This is a genomic window from Enterococcus innesii, assembly GCF_022846515.1.
GTDB lineage: Bacteria > Bacillota > Bacilli > Lactobacillales > Enterococcaceae > Enterococcus_D > Enterococcus_D innesii.
In genome coordinates this window covers 1,919,574-1,935,000 of the sequence record NZ_AP025635.1, presented here as the reverse complement: position 1 = coordinate 1,935,000, position 15,427 = coordinate 1,919,574, and the positions used below count along the sequence as shown (strand labels likewise).

Genomic DNA, 15,427 nt, shown 5'->3' with positions numbered 1-15,427 from the left:
CGATCCAGTTTTGAGTGAGCAACACTTACTCAATTGAATAGTGTGGTGGCGATAGCAAGAAGGATACACCTGTAACCATGCCGAACACAGAAGTTAAGCTTCTTAGCGCCGATTGTAGTGAAGGGTTTCCCTTTGTGAGAGTAGGACGTCGCCACGCGTTTTTTTTACCTTATGGGGGTTTAGCTCAGCTGGGAGAGCATCTGCCTTACAAGCAGAGGGTCAGCGGTTCGATCCCGTTAACCCCCATATGAGTCGTTAGCTCAGTTGGTAGAGCATCTGACTTTTAATCAGAGGGTCACAGGTTCGAGCCCTGTACGACTCATAGTAATAACCTATGCGGGTGTGGCGGAATTGGCAGACGCACTAGATTTAGGATCTAGCGCCTTCGGGCGTGGGGGTTCAAGTCCCTTCACCCGCACTTCATTGCCGGCTTAGCTCAGTTGGTAGAGCATCTGATTTGTAATCAGAGGGTCGAGGGTTCAAGTCCTTTAGCCGGCATCAGGAATACGCGGAAATAGCTCAGTGGTAGAGCACCACCTTGCCAAGGTGGGGGTCGCGGGTTCGAACCCCGTTTTCCGCTTTGCCTTAGCAATTTTCAGCCGGGGTGGCGGAACTGGCAGACGCACAGGACTTAAAATCCTGCGGTGAGTGATCACCGTACCGGTTCGATTCCGGTCCTCGGCATTTCTTAATATGCGCCCATAGCTCAATTGGATAGAGTGTTTGACTACGGATCAAAAGGTTAGGGGTTCGACTCCTCTTGGGCGCGTAGTCTTTTTATTTGTTTCATTTTTATTATCGGGAAGTAGCTCAGCTTGGTAGAGCACTTGGTTTGGGACCAAGGGGTCGCAGGTTCGAATCCTGTCTTCCCGATTTTTTGATGCCTGAAGCATTCGCTTCAGGCTTTTTTGTGTTTTCAGCCAGTGAGAAGACCTGAAAATATGATACAATAGTAAAAAACGAGGAGGAAATTGTTTGAAGGGACAAATCATCAAAGCGCTAAGCGGATTTTATTATGTGGCATCAGAAGATGAAATCTTTCAAACCCGCGCTCGAGGAAATTTTCGAAATCGAAAAATCACTCCTTTGGTTGGGGATGAAGTGATTTTTGAAAGTAGCAATCAAACAGACGGCTATCTTTTAGAGATCTTGCCGCGAAAAAATGAGCTGGTTCGACCGCCAGTCGCAAATGTGGATCAAGGAGTGGTCGTGACAAGTCTAGTTGAGCCGAACTTCTCCTATAACCTATTGGATCGCTTTTTAGTGACCTTAGAGTATGAGGGGATCGAACCGATCATCTTTTTGACAAAAGCGGATCTTGTGAAAGATCTTGCCGCAATGAAAGCAATTGAGGAGACCTATCAAGCAATTGGCTACCACGTGATCACGACAAAAGCAGAAGGCGAAGATCTATTGGAACTTCAACGGTACTTCCCTGAGCGGATTACCGTCTTTATGGGGCAATCCGGTGCTGGAAAGTCTACGCTATTGAATCGAATCGTCCCGGAATTGGCATTGGAAACAGGAGTGATCTCAGAATCTCTCGGACGGGGGAAACATACGACCCGTCATGTGGAGCTCTTGCCGATTTGTGATGGATTGGTTGCCGATACACCTGGTTTTAGTTCAATCGATTTTCTGGAAATCGAAGCAGTAGAGTTACCAAAGCTCTTCCCTGATTTTTTAGCAGTAGCTTCCAACTGCCGCTTTAGGGAGTGTATGCACCTCAATGAACCTGATTGTGCAGTTAAACAGGGAGTTGCAGCAAATGAGATTGCCGAGACTCGTTATAAGAATTACGTGCAATTTTTAGAAGAGATTGAAAACCGACGTCCGGTTTATAAAAAGAAGAAAAAGTGAGGGAAAAGCATGATGAAACTAGCACCATCTATTTTAAGTGCCGATTTTGCAAATCTTCAAAGAGACATTGAGTTAGTGGAATGCCATGGCGCAGATTACATTCACGTAGACGTGATGGACGGTCATTTCGTCCCTAATATTACCTTAGGCCCAAGCATCGTTAAAGCGATTCGCCCAGTTACCAAACTGCCGTTGGATGTTCACCTAATGATCACCGAGCCAGAAAAGTATATCCATGCCTTCGCAGAAGCTGGAGCAGATATCATTGGTATCCACGCAGAAGCAACACCTCATATCCATCGTGCGATCCAAATGATTGTGGCAGAAAATGTCAAAGCAGAAATCGTCATCAACCCAGGCACACCAGTTTCAGCCATTGAACATGTTTTATCCATGTGTGATCAAGTGTTAGTTATGACGGTCAATCCAGGGTTTGGTGGGCAATCCTTTATTGAAGAATCACTGGAAAAAATTGCGGCGCTGGCTGCTTTAAAAGAAGAAAAAGGCTATCATTATGATATCGAGGTAGATGGCGGGATCGTTCCTGAGACAGCCAAACGTTGTCTGGAAGCAGGTGCAAATGTTTTCGTAGCAGGAAGCTATATTTACGATGCCGATGAACCTGCAGCACAAATCAGAGCCTTGAAAGAAGCTTTGCAATAAATGAAGATTTTGTTAGCAGCAGGTGGAAGTCCTCAAAATTGGCCACAGTTGATGGCGTATGATAAATACATTGGAATTGATCGCGGGGCCCTGTTTTTGCTTCAGCACCAACGGCCAGTCGATCTGGCAATCGGTGATTTCGACTCCCTGACCGTAGTAGAACTGCAAGCGGTCAAACAACAAGTTAAGGCAGTGATCCAAGCCCCTGCTGAAAAAGATGATACAGATACCCAATTGGCATTGGTGGAGACGTTGCGTCGCTATCCAGAAGCGCAAATCGACGTGATTGGTGCAACGGGGGGACGCCTTGACCATCTTTTAGCCAATCTGTGGTTAGTTTTAGAAGATCGGTTTCGTCCATTTGCCCCAAATCTGCGTTTTTTAGATCGTCAAAATGTTGTTCAGTTCTTTTTACCAGGCACCTATCAACTGGAAAAAGAACCCGGAATGCAGTATTTGGCGTATTGCTGTTTGACGCCGGTAACAGATTTGACGTTAACAGGTAGCAAGTATTTATTAGAAAACGTCCAAGTACCGTACCCAACTTCATATGCCAGCAATGAATTTCTGACACAGACAGCAGGTTTTTCCTTTAGCAGCGGGATGATAGCAGTCATTCAAAGTTGTGATTAAGAGACGGAACGTCTCTTTTTTTTGTTGAAAATTTCAGAAACTTAATTACAAAAAAAACATTAAGACGGACAACTTAGCTTTTGTTTGCAGGGCATTAATGGTAAAATTGGAACTACAGTTTGGAATTATTTGAGGTGTCTTTGTGAAAAAGTTTAATCCTAATAAAAATATTATCATCACATTGATTATTGTGATTTTAGTTGTCACCGTATTAAGCGTGACGATCGCCCGCCGAGCAGCGGGAAACTCCACCAATGCCGTGCAATCTACGGTCAATGACTCCGTTGGCTTTATCGATAAAGTGATTACCGCTCCTTTTCGTTGGATCGAAAATGGTGCCAATTCAGTCAAAAATTTATTTGTGACCTATGAAGAAAATGAACGTTTAAAAGAGAAGTTGGACAGTTTTGAGGAACTGGAACAAGCGAAGGACAATGCGCAAAGAGAAATCGATGCCTTGAAAGAAGAGCTAGAGCTGAACGCAACCTTGACGAATTATGAACGGATCTCCGCCAATGTCATCAATCGGTCACCGGATACTTGGCAAGATATGCTGATCGTGGACCGAGGCTCAAGAGATGGCGTTGAGGTCAACATGGCAGTCATGTCGCAAAAAGGCTTGATTGGTCGTGTCATTGAGGTCAATGCAGCTTCTTCTAAAATTGAACTTTTGACTTCTGAAAACCAGAATTCCAACCACTATCCGGTTCGAATCAGCGGCGAAGATGGGTCAAACTTTGGGATCCTAAGTAGTTACGATCAAAAAGAACGTTCCTTAGTCATTACCCAATTGACGGGGGACAATGAGCTGAAGGAAGGCGATGTCGTGCAGACCTCTGGATTAGGAGGAAACTCGCCCGCCGATTTGGCGATCGGAACAGTGATCCGTACCACCAAAGATGAGTTTGGTCTTGATACCCAAGTATTTGTAAAACCGTATGCCCAAATGTATGATATTCAAGCAGTAACGATTATCAAACGCTTGGCAGGTGAGGAATAGCCATGAAAAAGCATGACTACATCAAATACCTGGCAGCGGGCGTCTTCTTTTTGATGATGTTGGCAGATGGACAACTGACGCGTTTTTTGGAAAAATGGACCCAAGACAATTATATCGCCAGTGCCCATCTTTTGCTGATCGCCCTTTTGTGTGGCGCAAAGTATTTGCCGAAAAACTTTTTTATTACCACGGCGCTGGTGATCGGCTGTCTCTATGACGTGTATTATGTCGGTGTGATCGGCATCTACACGGTGGCGTTTCCTCTAATCGTGTGGATCATGTACATTTTGAAAAATACGCTTTATCAAAATGTATTTACCATGTTTTTCGGAATGATCATCTTTGTTACCAGCTTAGAAGTTGTGACGTTGGGCGTCCAGTTGCTATTTAAGATCGCATCAGTTAGCACGTCATTCTTTGTTTCCCGCTTTTTAGCACCAACGCTTTTATTGAACATCATTTTGTTTATCCTTTTAGTCGTTCCATTCATGAAGCTATTCAAAGACGAATAGCTTCATTTTTTTTGCGTTTGACGGTATAAAAATAACAGTGATTGAAATGTTTTTGTAATATTCCTTTTATCTCTCTGACATACGGCTGTGTTACAATCACACTATCGTGAAGGACTTTAGGTATTCTTAAGCATTTATACATAAAAAAACCATATTAGGGGAAGCAACAGCCGGAGGAATGAAGAGTGAAAAAGCGAATTTTATCTTTCTTGTTAGTAAGTTCAATTGTTCTTACTTCTGCAGCAGCACCGACACTTGTCTTTGCATCAGATTTTGACAATAAAATTGAAGAAAAAAATCAAGAAATCTCTGACTTGCAAAACCAGCAAGCGAGCATCCAGTCACAAGTAGCAGCACTTGAAAGCGACGTGGCTGCAATCAATGAAAAAGCCCAAACTTTGTTGCAACAACAAGGGGATTTGCGTGCGGATTCTGAAAAGTTGAAGCAAGAAATTGCCGATTTGAAAGTCAGAATCGAAAAGCGTGAAGAAGCGATCCAAAAACAAGCCCGTGACGTTCAAGTCAATGGACAAAGCACGAACTTTATTGATGCAGTATTAGAAGCTGACTCTTTAACCGATGCCATTGGTCGTGTGCAAGCAATGACAACGATCGTCAATGCTAACAAAGATCTTGTGGATCAACAAAAAGCAGACCAAGAAGCAGTTGAAGCGAAAAAAGCGGAAAACGACGATAAATTGGCAGAAATCGCAGCGAACCAATTTGAATTAGAAACACAATTAGGGGATCTACAAGCCAAACAAGCTGATTTAAATGTTTTGCAAGCGGAATTGGCTGTTCAACAAGCATCGAAAGAAGATGAAAAAGCTGATTTAGAAAAACAAAAAGAAGAATACGAAGCAGAACAAGCTCGCATCGCTGCAGAAGAAGCGGCAGCAGCAGCAGCTCGTGAACAAGCAGCACAAGAAGCAGCGGCTCAAGAAGCGGCAGCAGCTGAAGCAGCTACTCAGGAAGCAGCATCAAGCGAGTCTTCAACGTCGAATTCAACGACATCAAACTCCACAACAAATTCTAGTACGACGACTGATACTACGCAAGGCAGTTCATCACAAGGTGGCGGTTCAACAAATACGACACCATCGACGCCTGCCAACAATAACAATAGCAATAACAACCAAGGATCGAACAATAGCGGCAATGGTGCAAGCAATACTCCTGCACCCGCACAAACGGTCAACGGTTCAGCAATCGTAGCAGAAGCAATGAAATACATTGGTACCCCTTATGTTTGGGGTGGTACGACACCAGATGGCTTTGACTGTTCTGGCTTTACACAATATGTATTTGCTAAAGTTGGCATCTCATTACCACGGGTAACGTACGCACAAGAATTTTCCGGTACGGTGATTTCGATCAACGAAGCAAAAGCTGGCGACCTGTTATTCTGGGGTAGCCGTGGAAGCACGCATCACGTGGCGATCGCTATGGGTAACGGACAATACATTCATGCACCAACACCTGGTCAAAGTGTTTCTGTCAGCAGTTACTCTTATTACTCACCAGATTTCGCGGTACGCGTAAACTAAATCAATTGAAGCTATTTCAAAAGCTGGCGTTTTACGTCAGCTTTTTTTGATTTCTGTTAAAAAAAACGTATGCTTTTTTTGTTTTCAGTGTTGCCAGAACATCTTATAATAGAAAAGAGAAAGGAAGCGGATAAAATGAACAAGACTTCGTCTTCCAGAGAAAAAATGATAACGGTTAAGTTTTATACGAATTATCTTTCTCGCATGATGATGCCGAATCTAAGTATTTTTATTGCGTGGATGCTGATTTCATTCCTGCTGCCTTTTTTTTCAGTCGATCAACAAGTGATCCAGCAAATGGAACAAGGGGTCTTGACTGTGTTGCTGCCCCTCCTGATTGCTTATACAGGTGGGCAAATGTTGGCACCTGAGCGAGGTGGGGTCGTAGGAGCAGTGGCGGTCTTAGGGGCTATTCTCGCAACGGATATTCCCCAAGTCTTTGGGGCGATGCTACTGGGACCACTGGCAGGCTGGCTGTTGTATCGCAGTGATTCGTTCGTGAGTAAGGTCAAAAGTGGCTATGAGATGCTGGTGCGCAATTTTATTGCAGGTGCGCTTGGCGGACTCCTTTTTTTAGGTAGTTATTTCCTATTGGCGCCGCTTTTTAATTGGTTCAGTCTCGGCAGCTATCAGCTCGTTGATTATTTCGTTCGGCAAAACGTCTTGCCCTTTATTCATATCATTGTAGAACCATTGAAGGTTTTGTTTTTTAATAATATTGTCAACCATGGACTATTTACGCCGCTAGGAATCGAAGCCGCGGCAGTTAACGATCAGTCGGTTTTATTTTTGATCGAGGCCAACCCCGGTCCGGGATTAGGGGTCTTAGCGGCGTATCTTTTTTTTGGTTCAAAGCGAAACCGAACGAATGCCGCAGCATCCATTTTTGTGCAGGCCATTGGTGGGATTCATGAAGTGTATTTCCCGTTTGTTCTGCTCGATCCTTGGGTGTTGCTCGGTCCGATCGTTGGTGGTTTCAGTGGCACGCTGATCTTCCAATTTTTAGGGGTAGGCTTAAGAGCACCGGCGTCCCCGGGCTCGATTTTGGCGATTCTGCTCAATACACCGGCTTCTATGATCCTAGGTGTATTAGCTGGGATTGTCGTCAGTACGGTCGTATCGTTTGCGATCGCTAGTGTGCTGTTAAAACGGAAGACCAATACAGAAAATGAGGAGCGTAAGATGCCGAAAATGAAGAAAGTCACGGAGATCGTCGTGGCCTGCGACGCAGGGATGGGGTCCAGTGCAATCGGCGCCAGCATACTAAAGAAAGAGTTAGAAGAAGCCCAGCTAACGTTTCCTGTCCGCTATCAGTCGATTTATCGTGTGACGGATGATCCCGCGCTTTTGGTGATCACCCAACGGGAATTAGCAGCTATTGCCCAAAAGCAGACACCTCACGCACAGCATTATGTGTTAGATAATTTTTTGGCGGCAGATGAGTATGCCCCGCTGATCCAAGAATTACAAAGAAGAGAACAGGATCCGCAACAATCGCTACAAATCGAATCAGCAAATTCGCAAGGGGTTTCAACGATCATCTTTTTGTATACTGGAAAAAAACGCGGTTCACAAACGATGGCAGTGGAGATATTAAGAAAAATGGCTCGCCAACAAGCACTGTCTTTGACCGTCAAAAAAATGGCATATGAAGGACAAGCTCTTGATCCTACGGCAGTCTATATTCTCCCGAAAGAACTTGCAGAAAAGTGCCCGATCCCAGATGTTCCTTTACTGGTGGTGGATGATTTATTGACGACAGATGCGTATCGTCAGTTACTGACAGAAGGAGTCGACTATGTTTTTGACCAATCGTGAAACACTTTTATTAACGGAATTGATGAATAGTACCGGTCCGGTTTCTTTAGATCGCATGATGCAAGTCTTAAAAGTCAGTAAACGAACGATGTACCGTGAACTGGCTAATCTAGAAAAATCGCTGGAAACAGTAGGAGCTACCTTAGAGAAGGTCGGTCGTGGTCATTTCCAAATTTTTGCATCAGAAACGAGCATTCGCCAATTACAAGAAGCCATTATGGCAGATACCGATCAAGAATTCGCGGCTAGTGAGCGGCAACACCGTATTTTGTTGCAACTGACTACCGCCACGAAGCCTGTATCCAGTCATTTTTTCTTGGAGCGTTACCAAATCAGCAATACGACGTTTTTTTCAGATATCAAACAACTAGAAGAAAGTCTCGCACGGCTGCCGTTAAGGATCGTGCGCAATCAAGGGTATGAGATCGAAGGCTCCGAAAAGTACCGGCGGTTGCTCACAGCCAATACACTAGTGATGGAGATCAATGAATACCAATTTTTCCATTTACTGGAAACCGATGATGAAGCCCCGTTTATTTTTCAATTTCTGTCCCGTGACCATCTATTACTAGCCCAGCGGCTGATTCGAGAAACCATCGAGCCGCAGTTCAAAGAACTTAGTGACCGCAAATTGGCGTTTATCGTCTTGATGCTGGCGCTAGCCATGGATCGGGTAGCTTTGGGCTATACGGTGGAAGAAGAGACGTACCCGAGTCAGATCAACAAAGACTTGCTGAAGGTGGCGAAAAAGATTTTTGCTCAGATCGCCGAAAAGACGCAACTGCTTTATTCCATCAACGAAATCGTCTTTTTTGCCGTGTTACTAGGTGATTTTGCTAATTCCTTTGATCGTGATTTTTTTGATGACCATTTTGATACCGACTTGGCTTATCGTGTAAAACGCTTGATCGAATTGGTCAGTGAGCAAACGGAAGTGGCGTTTTATGAAGACACGAACTTGTATAAAATGCTGCTGACCCATATCTCAGGAGTGATGACGCGGGCGATTTTAGAAGAAGATCATTTGAACAACCCTATCCTAGAAAAAATCATGAACCAGTATGTCGAGATCGCCAGCGGGATTCGCAATCATTTGCCGCAAGTCTTTCCGCAGCAGCAGTTCTCGGAAGAAGAAATCGCCTATATGGTCCTGCATTTTGCCAATTCGTTGGAAAAAAATCCGAAAGTGTTAGAAGTCAATATTGCAGGGATCTCTCCTAGCGGATTAGCCTCCATCAGTTTGTTAGAGATGCAGCTGCGGAAACATTTTCCCTTTATCAATCAAATCACCTTCTTTCGAGTGGGGGATGTCAAACGGGAAAATATCGAGGAGACCTATGACTTGGTGATCTCGACTTCATTGCTGCCAGGGTATCAAGGAGAATACAAACTCGTTTCACCGATCCTGCTAGAAGAAGACATTCAAGAGTTGAAGAAGGCCTTCCAAGCCATTAGTCAGAAAAAACGTTCCGCCAAAAAAGCGCCCTCTGCTTTGGGCAAAGAGGAATCCTATGAAGCGGTCTTGGCTTTTATCGAAGCTATTAACCAGCTATTGGCGCTGTTTCAAGTGCAGGCGATTGATAACCCAGCGGACTTGGAAGAAACGTTGCAGCTGGTGCTGACGTCTTTTGATGCACATGTTGTTTTGGATCGTGAGAAAGTTGTTGATCGTCTCTTAAGGCGCTACTTCCAAGCGCCAGTGGGTATTCCTGACACTCACTTTGCCTTGTTTCACGCGGCGAGTTCGGCGATCCTGCAACCAGTTTTTCGTATTTTCGACTTGAACCAGCCTTTGCCGCTTTTAGCGATGGATAAAAAAGAAATCGCTGTTACCCGTTTATTAGTCATGCTGGCGCCGTATCCTATCAATGAAACAAGCTCTCAGATATTAGGAAAGATCAGTGGTTCGATCATTATGAATGATCTAAATACGGAGATTTTTAATTCCGGCAATGATTCGATTATTTATCAGTTACTCTCTTCGCTCTTGATTGAAGAAGTAAAACAATAGGAGGGATCAGCGATGTATATTCCACAGGAGCGGATTTTGTTGGATCAACACTTTACCGATGCCACAGAGGCCCTGACAAAAATTGGCGAGTACTTAGTCAACCAGGAGATCGTCTCTTTACCTTATGTCAAAAGCCTTTTGCGGCGCCATCAAAAAACAGGTGTTTACATCGGTAACTTTGTTGCATTGCCCCATGGGGAAGAAGAAGCCCAGCAATGGATCAAGGAAGAAGGGCTCTTTTTGATCCAAGTGCCGGATGGCGTCGACTTCGGCACGAAGGAGCAACCCAAAATCGCTACGATCCTTTTCGTAGTCGTCCTAAAAGAGCAGCAATTAGCTGTTTTGCAAGAAATCGCCTTTTTTTGTTCCGATATGCAAAATGTTCGGGCGCTGAGTGATGCCGAATCGGTTGAAGAGATCCAACAGATTTTGCTGGCAGAAGAATAAGCAATCAGCAGCAGACTGGCTTGTAACAAGAGCAGCGAACGAAATGAGTGAATGAGCTGCCTCCGTGTGCTCGCTCTTTCTACCTTGTGTAGAAGGAGCGGGTACACGTTTTTTTTTGTGTTTTGGCAAAAACCAGATAGAAATGCTCCACGTGAAACAGAACAAAAATAAGCGAGTGCAGGGGCTGCTCGCCTTTTTTTGTTCTATCCGTTTGGCTACAAGTTTTGGCACAGTTTTTTGTGCCAAAGTACGACTTTCGACCGTTTTGGGAAGCGCCTACAATAAGGGTGTAAGCAGACGAGAGGAGAGAAAAAAATGGAACAGACACAAAAAGCAGCCAAATCATCAGTAAAAGCAAAAGTTCAAAAATTAGGCAGTACATTGTCGAGTATGGTGATGCCGAATATCGGCGCATTGATTGCATGGGGTGTATTAACGGCATTATTTATTCCAGATGGGTATTTACCAAATGAAGCCTTTGCAACGATGGTCGGTCCAATGCTAACGTATTTGATCCCAATCTTGATTGGGTATACTGGCGGGAAAGTGATTGCTGGTGACCGCGGAGCCGTGGTTGGGGCGATCGCAACGATGGGGGTCATCGTCGGAACGGATATCCCAATGCTATTGGGTGCAATGATCATGGGTCCTTTAGGCGGTTGGGTCATCAAGAAATTTGACGAGATCTTCCAAGACAAAGTTCGCGCTGGCTTTGAAATGTTGGTCAACAACTTTTCATCAGGTTTGATCGGTTTTGCTTTAGCATTACTGGGCTTTGTAGCAATCGGGCCAGTTGTTAACACCTTGACAGAAGCAATGGCAGCAGGGGTAGAAGTGATCGTCAATGCCCACTTGATTCCATTAGCCAATATTTTTATTGAACCAGCAAAAATCCTATTCTTAAACAACGCCATCAACCATGGAATTTTGACACCACTAGGTACTGAGCAAGTCAGCGAATTTGGGAAATCGATTCTTTACTTATTAGAAGCTAATCCTGGACCTGGTTTAGGAGTCTTGCTAGCCTTCACTTTCTTCGGAAAAGGAGCAGCGAAATCTTCGGCACCTGGAGCGATCATCATTCACTTTATCGGTGGGATCCATGAGATCTATTTCCCATACGTCATGATGAAACCATTGATGTTCTTAGCAGTGATTGCCGGCGGTGTATCAGGAAGCTTTACCTTCCAATTGCTAGGTGCAGGCTTACGGGCACCTGCTTCACCAGGTTCGATCATTGCGATCTTAGCAATGACGCCATTCAACTCGGTAATGAGTGTCGTTTCTGTCTTAGCCGGAATTGCCGTAGGAGCAGGCGTATCCTTTATCGTCGCTGCCGCAATTTTGAAAGCGGATGCGAAGGAGACAGTGGATAATTTTGAAGAAAAAGTACAACAAACGCAAGCAGCAAAACTCAGCGCTAAAGGCTTGGCGGCTCAACCAATGACTGGCATCAATCGTATCATCTTCGCATGTGATGCAGGCATGGGCTCCAGTGCTATGGGGGCATCGATCTTACGTAAAAAAGTCAAAGAAGCGGGTCTTCCACAAAATGTCTCGAATTCCGCCATCAACAATTTGACGGACGATGCCAATACGCTGATCGTCACTCAAGAAGAATTGCAAGAACGTGCCAAACAAAAAGCGCCAAATGCGACCTTCGTCGCGGTTGAGAATTTCCTGAACTCTCCACGGTACGATGAAATCGTAGCCACATTGTCAGGGACTAAGACAGCAGGGGAGTCAGCAAAAACGTCTGAAGCAGGCAACCAGGCAGATGTTCCTTCCGCCAATGACCTTAAGCAAGTCAATGAAATCATTTTGGCCCACGATGATCGCAAAGGTTCGGCAACGATGGCTCAGAAAGTCTTCCAAGATCTTTTAGCCAAAGAAGCTCTGACGATGCCGATCAGAAAAAGCCATATCAATGATCTCCATGCCAACGCCTCTTCATTGGTGATCACGAAAGAAGCCTTAACGCCACAAGCGCAAACCTCAGCGCCAGAAGCGATCCATCTATCCGTCAATAATTTGATGGGAACGACGAACTATCAACGGATCGTGGCATCGATCAAAGCAGCGAATTAAGAAAGGATGAGCCGAATGCAAGTATTAGAAAAAGACATGATTGAATTGAACAAACAATTTGCGACCAAAGAAGAAGCCATTCGTTACTGCGGCGAAAAACTGCTGGCGGCAGGCTGTGTAGAAAAAGAATATGTCGAGGCCATGCTTGAGCGTGACGAGATGCTCTCAGTCTATATGGGGAACTTTATTGCGATTCCTCACGGTACGGATGAAGCCAAAAAATACGTCAAAAAATCAGGTATCTGTATCGTACAAGTGCCGGATGGCGTGAATTTCGGTACCGCGGACGAAGAAAAAATCGTCACCGTCCTTTTCGGCATCGCGGGCAAAGGAGAAGATCATCTGCAATTGGTCCAACAAATCGCCCTCTTTTGCAGCGATATCGATAACGTTGTCGAATTGGCGGATGCCTTAGATAAAGAAGAAATCGCCCAAAGTTTGACCGTGGCATAAGGATTTAAGGAGGAGACAAGACATGAAGGCAGTTCACTTTGGTGCAGGTAATATTGGTCGCGGCTTTATCGGCGAGATATTGGCTGCCAACAACTTTGAAATCACATTTATTGATGTCAATGAAACGATCATTGACGCCTTAAAAGCAAGACAAGGGTATACGATCGAATTAGCCGATGAGACCCAAGAACAGATCCACATCGAGCATGTGACGGGATTGAACAATGCCAAAGAACCAGAAGCGGTGATCCAAGCGATCGCCGAGGCAGATATCCTTACGACCGCCATTGGTCCCAACATTTTGCCGCATATCGCTGAGCTGATCGCCAAAGGCTTAGAAGCACGTCAGCAATACCCAGACAAGCCAGCCATTGATGTGATCGCCTGTGAGAATATGATCGGCGGATCGACCTTTTTAAAAAGCGAAGTGCAAAAATACGTTGCGGATTGGTCAGCGTTGGAAGCGACGGTTGGTTTTCCAGATGCAGCGGTGGACCGCATCGTACCGCTGCAGCACCATGATGATCCCTTATTCGTTCAAGTAGAACCCTTCTGCGAATGGGTGATCCAAGAGACAGGGATGAAATCCTCGATCCATCTGCAAGGGGTCCATTATGTGGCGGATCTGGAACCGTATATTGAACGGAAACTATTCAGTGTCAATACGGGTCATGCCACGGTAGCGTACACAGGCGCGCTCCAAGGCTATCAGACGATTGATGAAGCGATGCAGGATCATTTAGTGGTGATCCAATTAAAATCCGTTCTCGAAGAAACTGGCCGGCTTTTAATTGAGAAATGGGCCTTTGATCCTGAAGAACATGAACGGTATATCGAAAAAATCATCCAACGCTTTAAAAACAAACACATTTCCGATGCCATCACTCGGGTGGCACGGACGCCTGTCCGCAAATTAGGGACCGAAGAACGCTTTATCCGACCAGTCCTTGAGTTAGAAAAACGCAACATGCAGCCAGATCATCTCTATGAAACGATCGGCATGATCTTCAACTACAAAGACCCTGAAGATGAGCAAAGCCAACAGTTACAAGCACTTTTGGATGAAAAGTCACTACCGGAAGTCATTGCAGAAATCACTGGCTTGCAAGATGAAGACATGATTGAAACGATCCGACAAAACATTGAAAAATATGCGTATGTTGCCGCATAAAAACGAGTAACACACAGAGCAAGCAGATAAATTGCCGCATCCGTAAAAGCTAGCCCAACAAGTGAGCCTTTGCGGATAGGTCAATTTCTTTCAGCGCTTGTTCTGTATTTTTTTGCTCACCGATTGACCTTTGCTGCCAACTTGACGATAATAAGAAAAGAAATGAGGGAGAGCAATGGAACGATGGTTTGAAGAAGCCCAGCTTCAAGTAATTGAGTTGCCGATCGAATGGCAGGAAAACCGTCCCGTCTATCGGGCCTTTATCCGTGAATTGCCGACGATCCAAGGGGAAGGAACTTCGCGGCAAGCTGTTTATCGGCAGTTGGCAGAAGCCTACGCGGCTTACCTTGCCCAACTTCGAGAGGTCAATGAGGCGCAGGAAGAAATGACGTCTTCCTTATTATCGACGGAAGAATTATTGCGCTACTATGATGGCGAGACTTTCGATGGTTTTGACTTGCCCTCTGACGAGTAACAGGAAACGAGCCATGAACTGAAAACTGAAAAGCTACGCAAAAAAAAACCGCTCAGCTGCAACTCGATCGATACGAAGGATCGAACGCTGCAACTGGCGGCTTTTTTTCTATCAAAGAAACCACGTCTTATTCGCGGTTAGTTCAATGCCTCAGTAATCGCTTGATTGAAGGCATCTAAGTCATCTGGGTTCCGACTGGTGATCAACCGATAAGTTTCGTCGATCACGACGGGCTCATCTTTGACGGTGGCACCTGCGTAGGCTAAATCTGGTCGCACAGAATCATAAGCCGTCAAGGTCAAATCTTTCGTCAGTCCTGTTTGGATAAACAGTTGTGGGCCGTGGCAAATGGCAAAGACGGGACGATCAGATGTCAAAAAGTCTTTCGTCAATGACACATAGCGCTCATCGGTCCGTAATTGGTCAGGGGAGAAACCGCCTGGGATCAACAAAGCATCAAAACTGGTGGGATCGATCGTATCGATGGCCGCATCGACGGGAAACGTTCCACCTTGTTTGCCTTTTACGGTCTCGGTGCCTTCATTACTAATAACGACTACTTCATGTCCGGCCGCTTCCAGTGCTTCTTTGGGTGACGTCAATTCAACATCTTCAACTAGATCAGTGACAATAACAGCAACTTTACTCATTCGATCTCCTCCTTATTACTTGATGAACAATTTGTTCACCTGCTATTATTTATGCTAACGAAGATTTTCGCTGTTGACAAATCATCTGTTTTGTCCGCA

General features: G+C 45.0%; 14 protein-coding genes, 8 tRNA genes and 1 rRNA gene. 22 read left to right on the top strand and 1 reads right to left on the bottom strand.

The features are described 5' to 3' along the window. The first annotated feature begins 41 nt into the window (after positions 1–41). The 22 genes from rrf (at position 42) to ENLAB_RS08945 (ending at position 14,678) form a co-directional block, all read left to right on the top strand. Positions 42–157 (top strand): 5S ribosomal RNA (gene rrf, locus ENLAB_RS09050). Between the two features lie 16 nt (positions 158–173). Continuing rightward, positions 174–246, top strand: a tRNA-Val gene (locus tag ENLAB_RS09045). 3 nt (positions 247–249) lie between these two features. Then, a tRNA-Lys gene (locus ENLAB_RS09040) sits at positions 250–322 on the top strand. Positions 323–336: 14 nt separating this feature from the next. Beyond that, a tRNA-Leu gene (locus ENLAB_RS09035) sits at positions 337–418 on the top strand. A 7-nt stretch (positions 419–425) separates the two neighbouring features. Then, positions 426–498, top strand: a tRNA-Thr gene (locus tag ENLAB_RS09030). A 10-nt stretch (positions 499–508) separates the two neighbouring features. Beyond that, positions 509–580: transfer RNA gene (locus ENLAB_RS09025), tRNA-Gly, on the top strand. An 18-nt stretch (positions 581–598) separates the two neighbouring features. Further along, positions 599–684, top strand: a tRNA-Leu gene (locus ENLAB_RS09020). 11 nt (positions 685–695) lie between these two features. Next, positions 696–769, top strand: a tRNA-Arg gene (locus tag ENLAB_RS09015). A gap of 30 nt (positions 770–799) precedes the next feature. Further along, positions 800–873: transfer RNA gene (locus tag ENLAB_RS09010), tRNA-Pro, on the top strand. 102 nt (positions 874–975) lie between these two features. Beyond that, complete coding sequence (gene rsgA, locus ENLAB_RS09005) at positions 976–1,860, top strand: ribosome small subunit-dependent GTPase A (protein WP_244350784.1); 885 nt, start codon at positions 976–978, stop codon at positions 1,858–1,860. A 9-nt stretch (positions 1,861–1,869) separates the two neighbouring features. Beyond that, positions 1,870–2,523, top strand: coding sequence for a ribulose-phosphate 3-epimerase (gene rpe / locus ENLAB_RS09000; protein WP_244350782.1), 654 nt, complete (start codon positions 1,870–1,872; stop codon positions 2,521–2,523). Then, positions 2,524–3,156: a thiamine diphosphokinase gene (locus ENLAB_RS08995; protein ID WP_244350780.1), complete on the top strand. Its 633-nt coding sequence runs from the start codon at positions 2,524–2,526 to the stop codon at positions 3,154–3,156. Positions 3,157–3,298: 142 nt separating this feature from the next. Next, the gene (gene mreC, locus ENLAB_RS08990) at positions 3,299–4,156 is read left to right on the top strand and encodes a rod shape-determining protein MreC (protein ID WP_077454117.1); all 858 of its coding nucleotides are present in this window, start codon (positions 3,299–3,301) and stop codon (positions 4,154–4,156) included. 2 nt (positions 4,157–4,158) lie between these two features. Further along, positions 4,159–4,668, top strand: coding sequence for a rod shape-determining protein MreD (mreD, locus tag ENLAB_RS08985; protein WP_244350778.1), 510 nt, complete (start codon positions 4,159–4,161; stop codon positions 4,666–4,668). A gap of 185 nt (positions 4,669–4,853) precedes the next feature. Next, positions 4,854–6,215 carry a C40 family peptidase gene (locus tag ENLAB_RS08980; RefSeq protein WP_244350776.1) on the top strand — a complete coding sequence of 454 codons (1,362 nt, stop codon included), beginning with the start codon at positions 4,854–4,856 and terminating at the stop codon, positions 6,213–6,215. Between the two features lie 69 nt (positions 6,216–6,284). Further along, positions 6,285–8,033 (top strand): PTS sugar transporter subunit IIBC family protein, encoded by a 1,749-nt coding sequence (locus ENLAB_RS08975; protein ID WP_369522117.1) that lies wholly within the window; start codon positions 6,285–6,287, stop codon positions 8,031–8,033. Next, a complete protein-coding gene (locus ENLAB_RS08970) occupies positions 8,014–10,044 on the top strand; it encodes a BglG family transcription antiterminator (protein WP_244350772.1) in 2,031 nt (676 codons plus the stop codon). Before ENLAB_RS08975 ends, ENLAB_RS08970 begins: the two co-directional genes overlap by 20 nt. A gap of 12 nt (positions 10,045–10,056) precedes the next feature. Continuing rightward, entirely contained in the window at positions 10,057–10,491 is a 435-nt protein-coding gene (locus ENLAB_RS08965; protein WP_016612038.1) for a PTS mannitol transporter subunit IIA, read from the top strand. A gap of 315 nt (positions 10,492–10,806) precedes the next feature. Continuing rightward, on the top strand, positions 10,807–12,579 hold the full coding sequence (locus ENLAB_RS08960; protein WP_086291446.1) for a PTS mannitol transporter subunit IIBC: 1,773 nt from the start codon (positions 10,807–10,809) through the stop codon (positions 12,577–12,579). 15 nt (positions 12,580–12,594) lie between these two features. Then, the gene (locus ENLAB_RS08955) at positions 12,595–13,032 is read left to right on the top strand and encodes a PTS mannitol transporter subunit IIA (RefSeq protein WP_005230254.1); all 438 of its coding nucleotides are present in this window, start codon (positions 12,595–12,597) and stop codon (positions 13,030–13,032) included. Positions 13,033–13,054: 22 nt separating this feature from the next. Then, the gene (locus ENLAB_RS08950; RefSeq protein WP_081119216.1) at positions 13,055–14,203 is read left to right on the top strand and encodes a mannitol-1-phosphate 5-dehydrogenase; all 1,149 of its coding nucleotides are present in this window, start codon (positions 13,055–13,057) and stop codon (positions 14,201–14,203) included. Positions 14,204–14,378: 175 nt separating this feature from the next. Further along, positions 14,379–14,678, top strand: a complete 300-nt coding sequence (locus tag ENLAB_RS08945) for a hypothetical protein (protein WP_081119215.1) — start codon at positions 14,379–14,381, stop codon at positions 14,676–14,678. Positions 14,679–14,815: 137 nt separating this feature from the next. Here the strand turns inward: ENLAB_RS08945 and ENLAB_RS08940 are convergent, their stop codons facing one another. After that, positions 14,816–15,328 (bottom strand): type 1 glutamine amidotransferase domain-containing protein, encoded by a 513-nt coding sequence (locus ENLAB_RS08940; RefSeq protein ID WP_081119214.1) that lies wholly within the window; start codon positions 15,326–15,328, stop codon positions 14,816–14,818. Between the last annotated feature and the right edge of the window lie 99 nt (positions 15,329–15,427).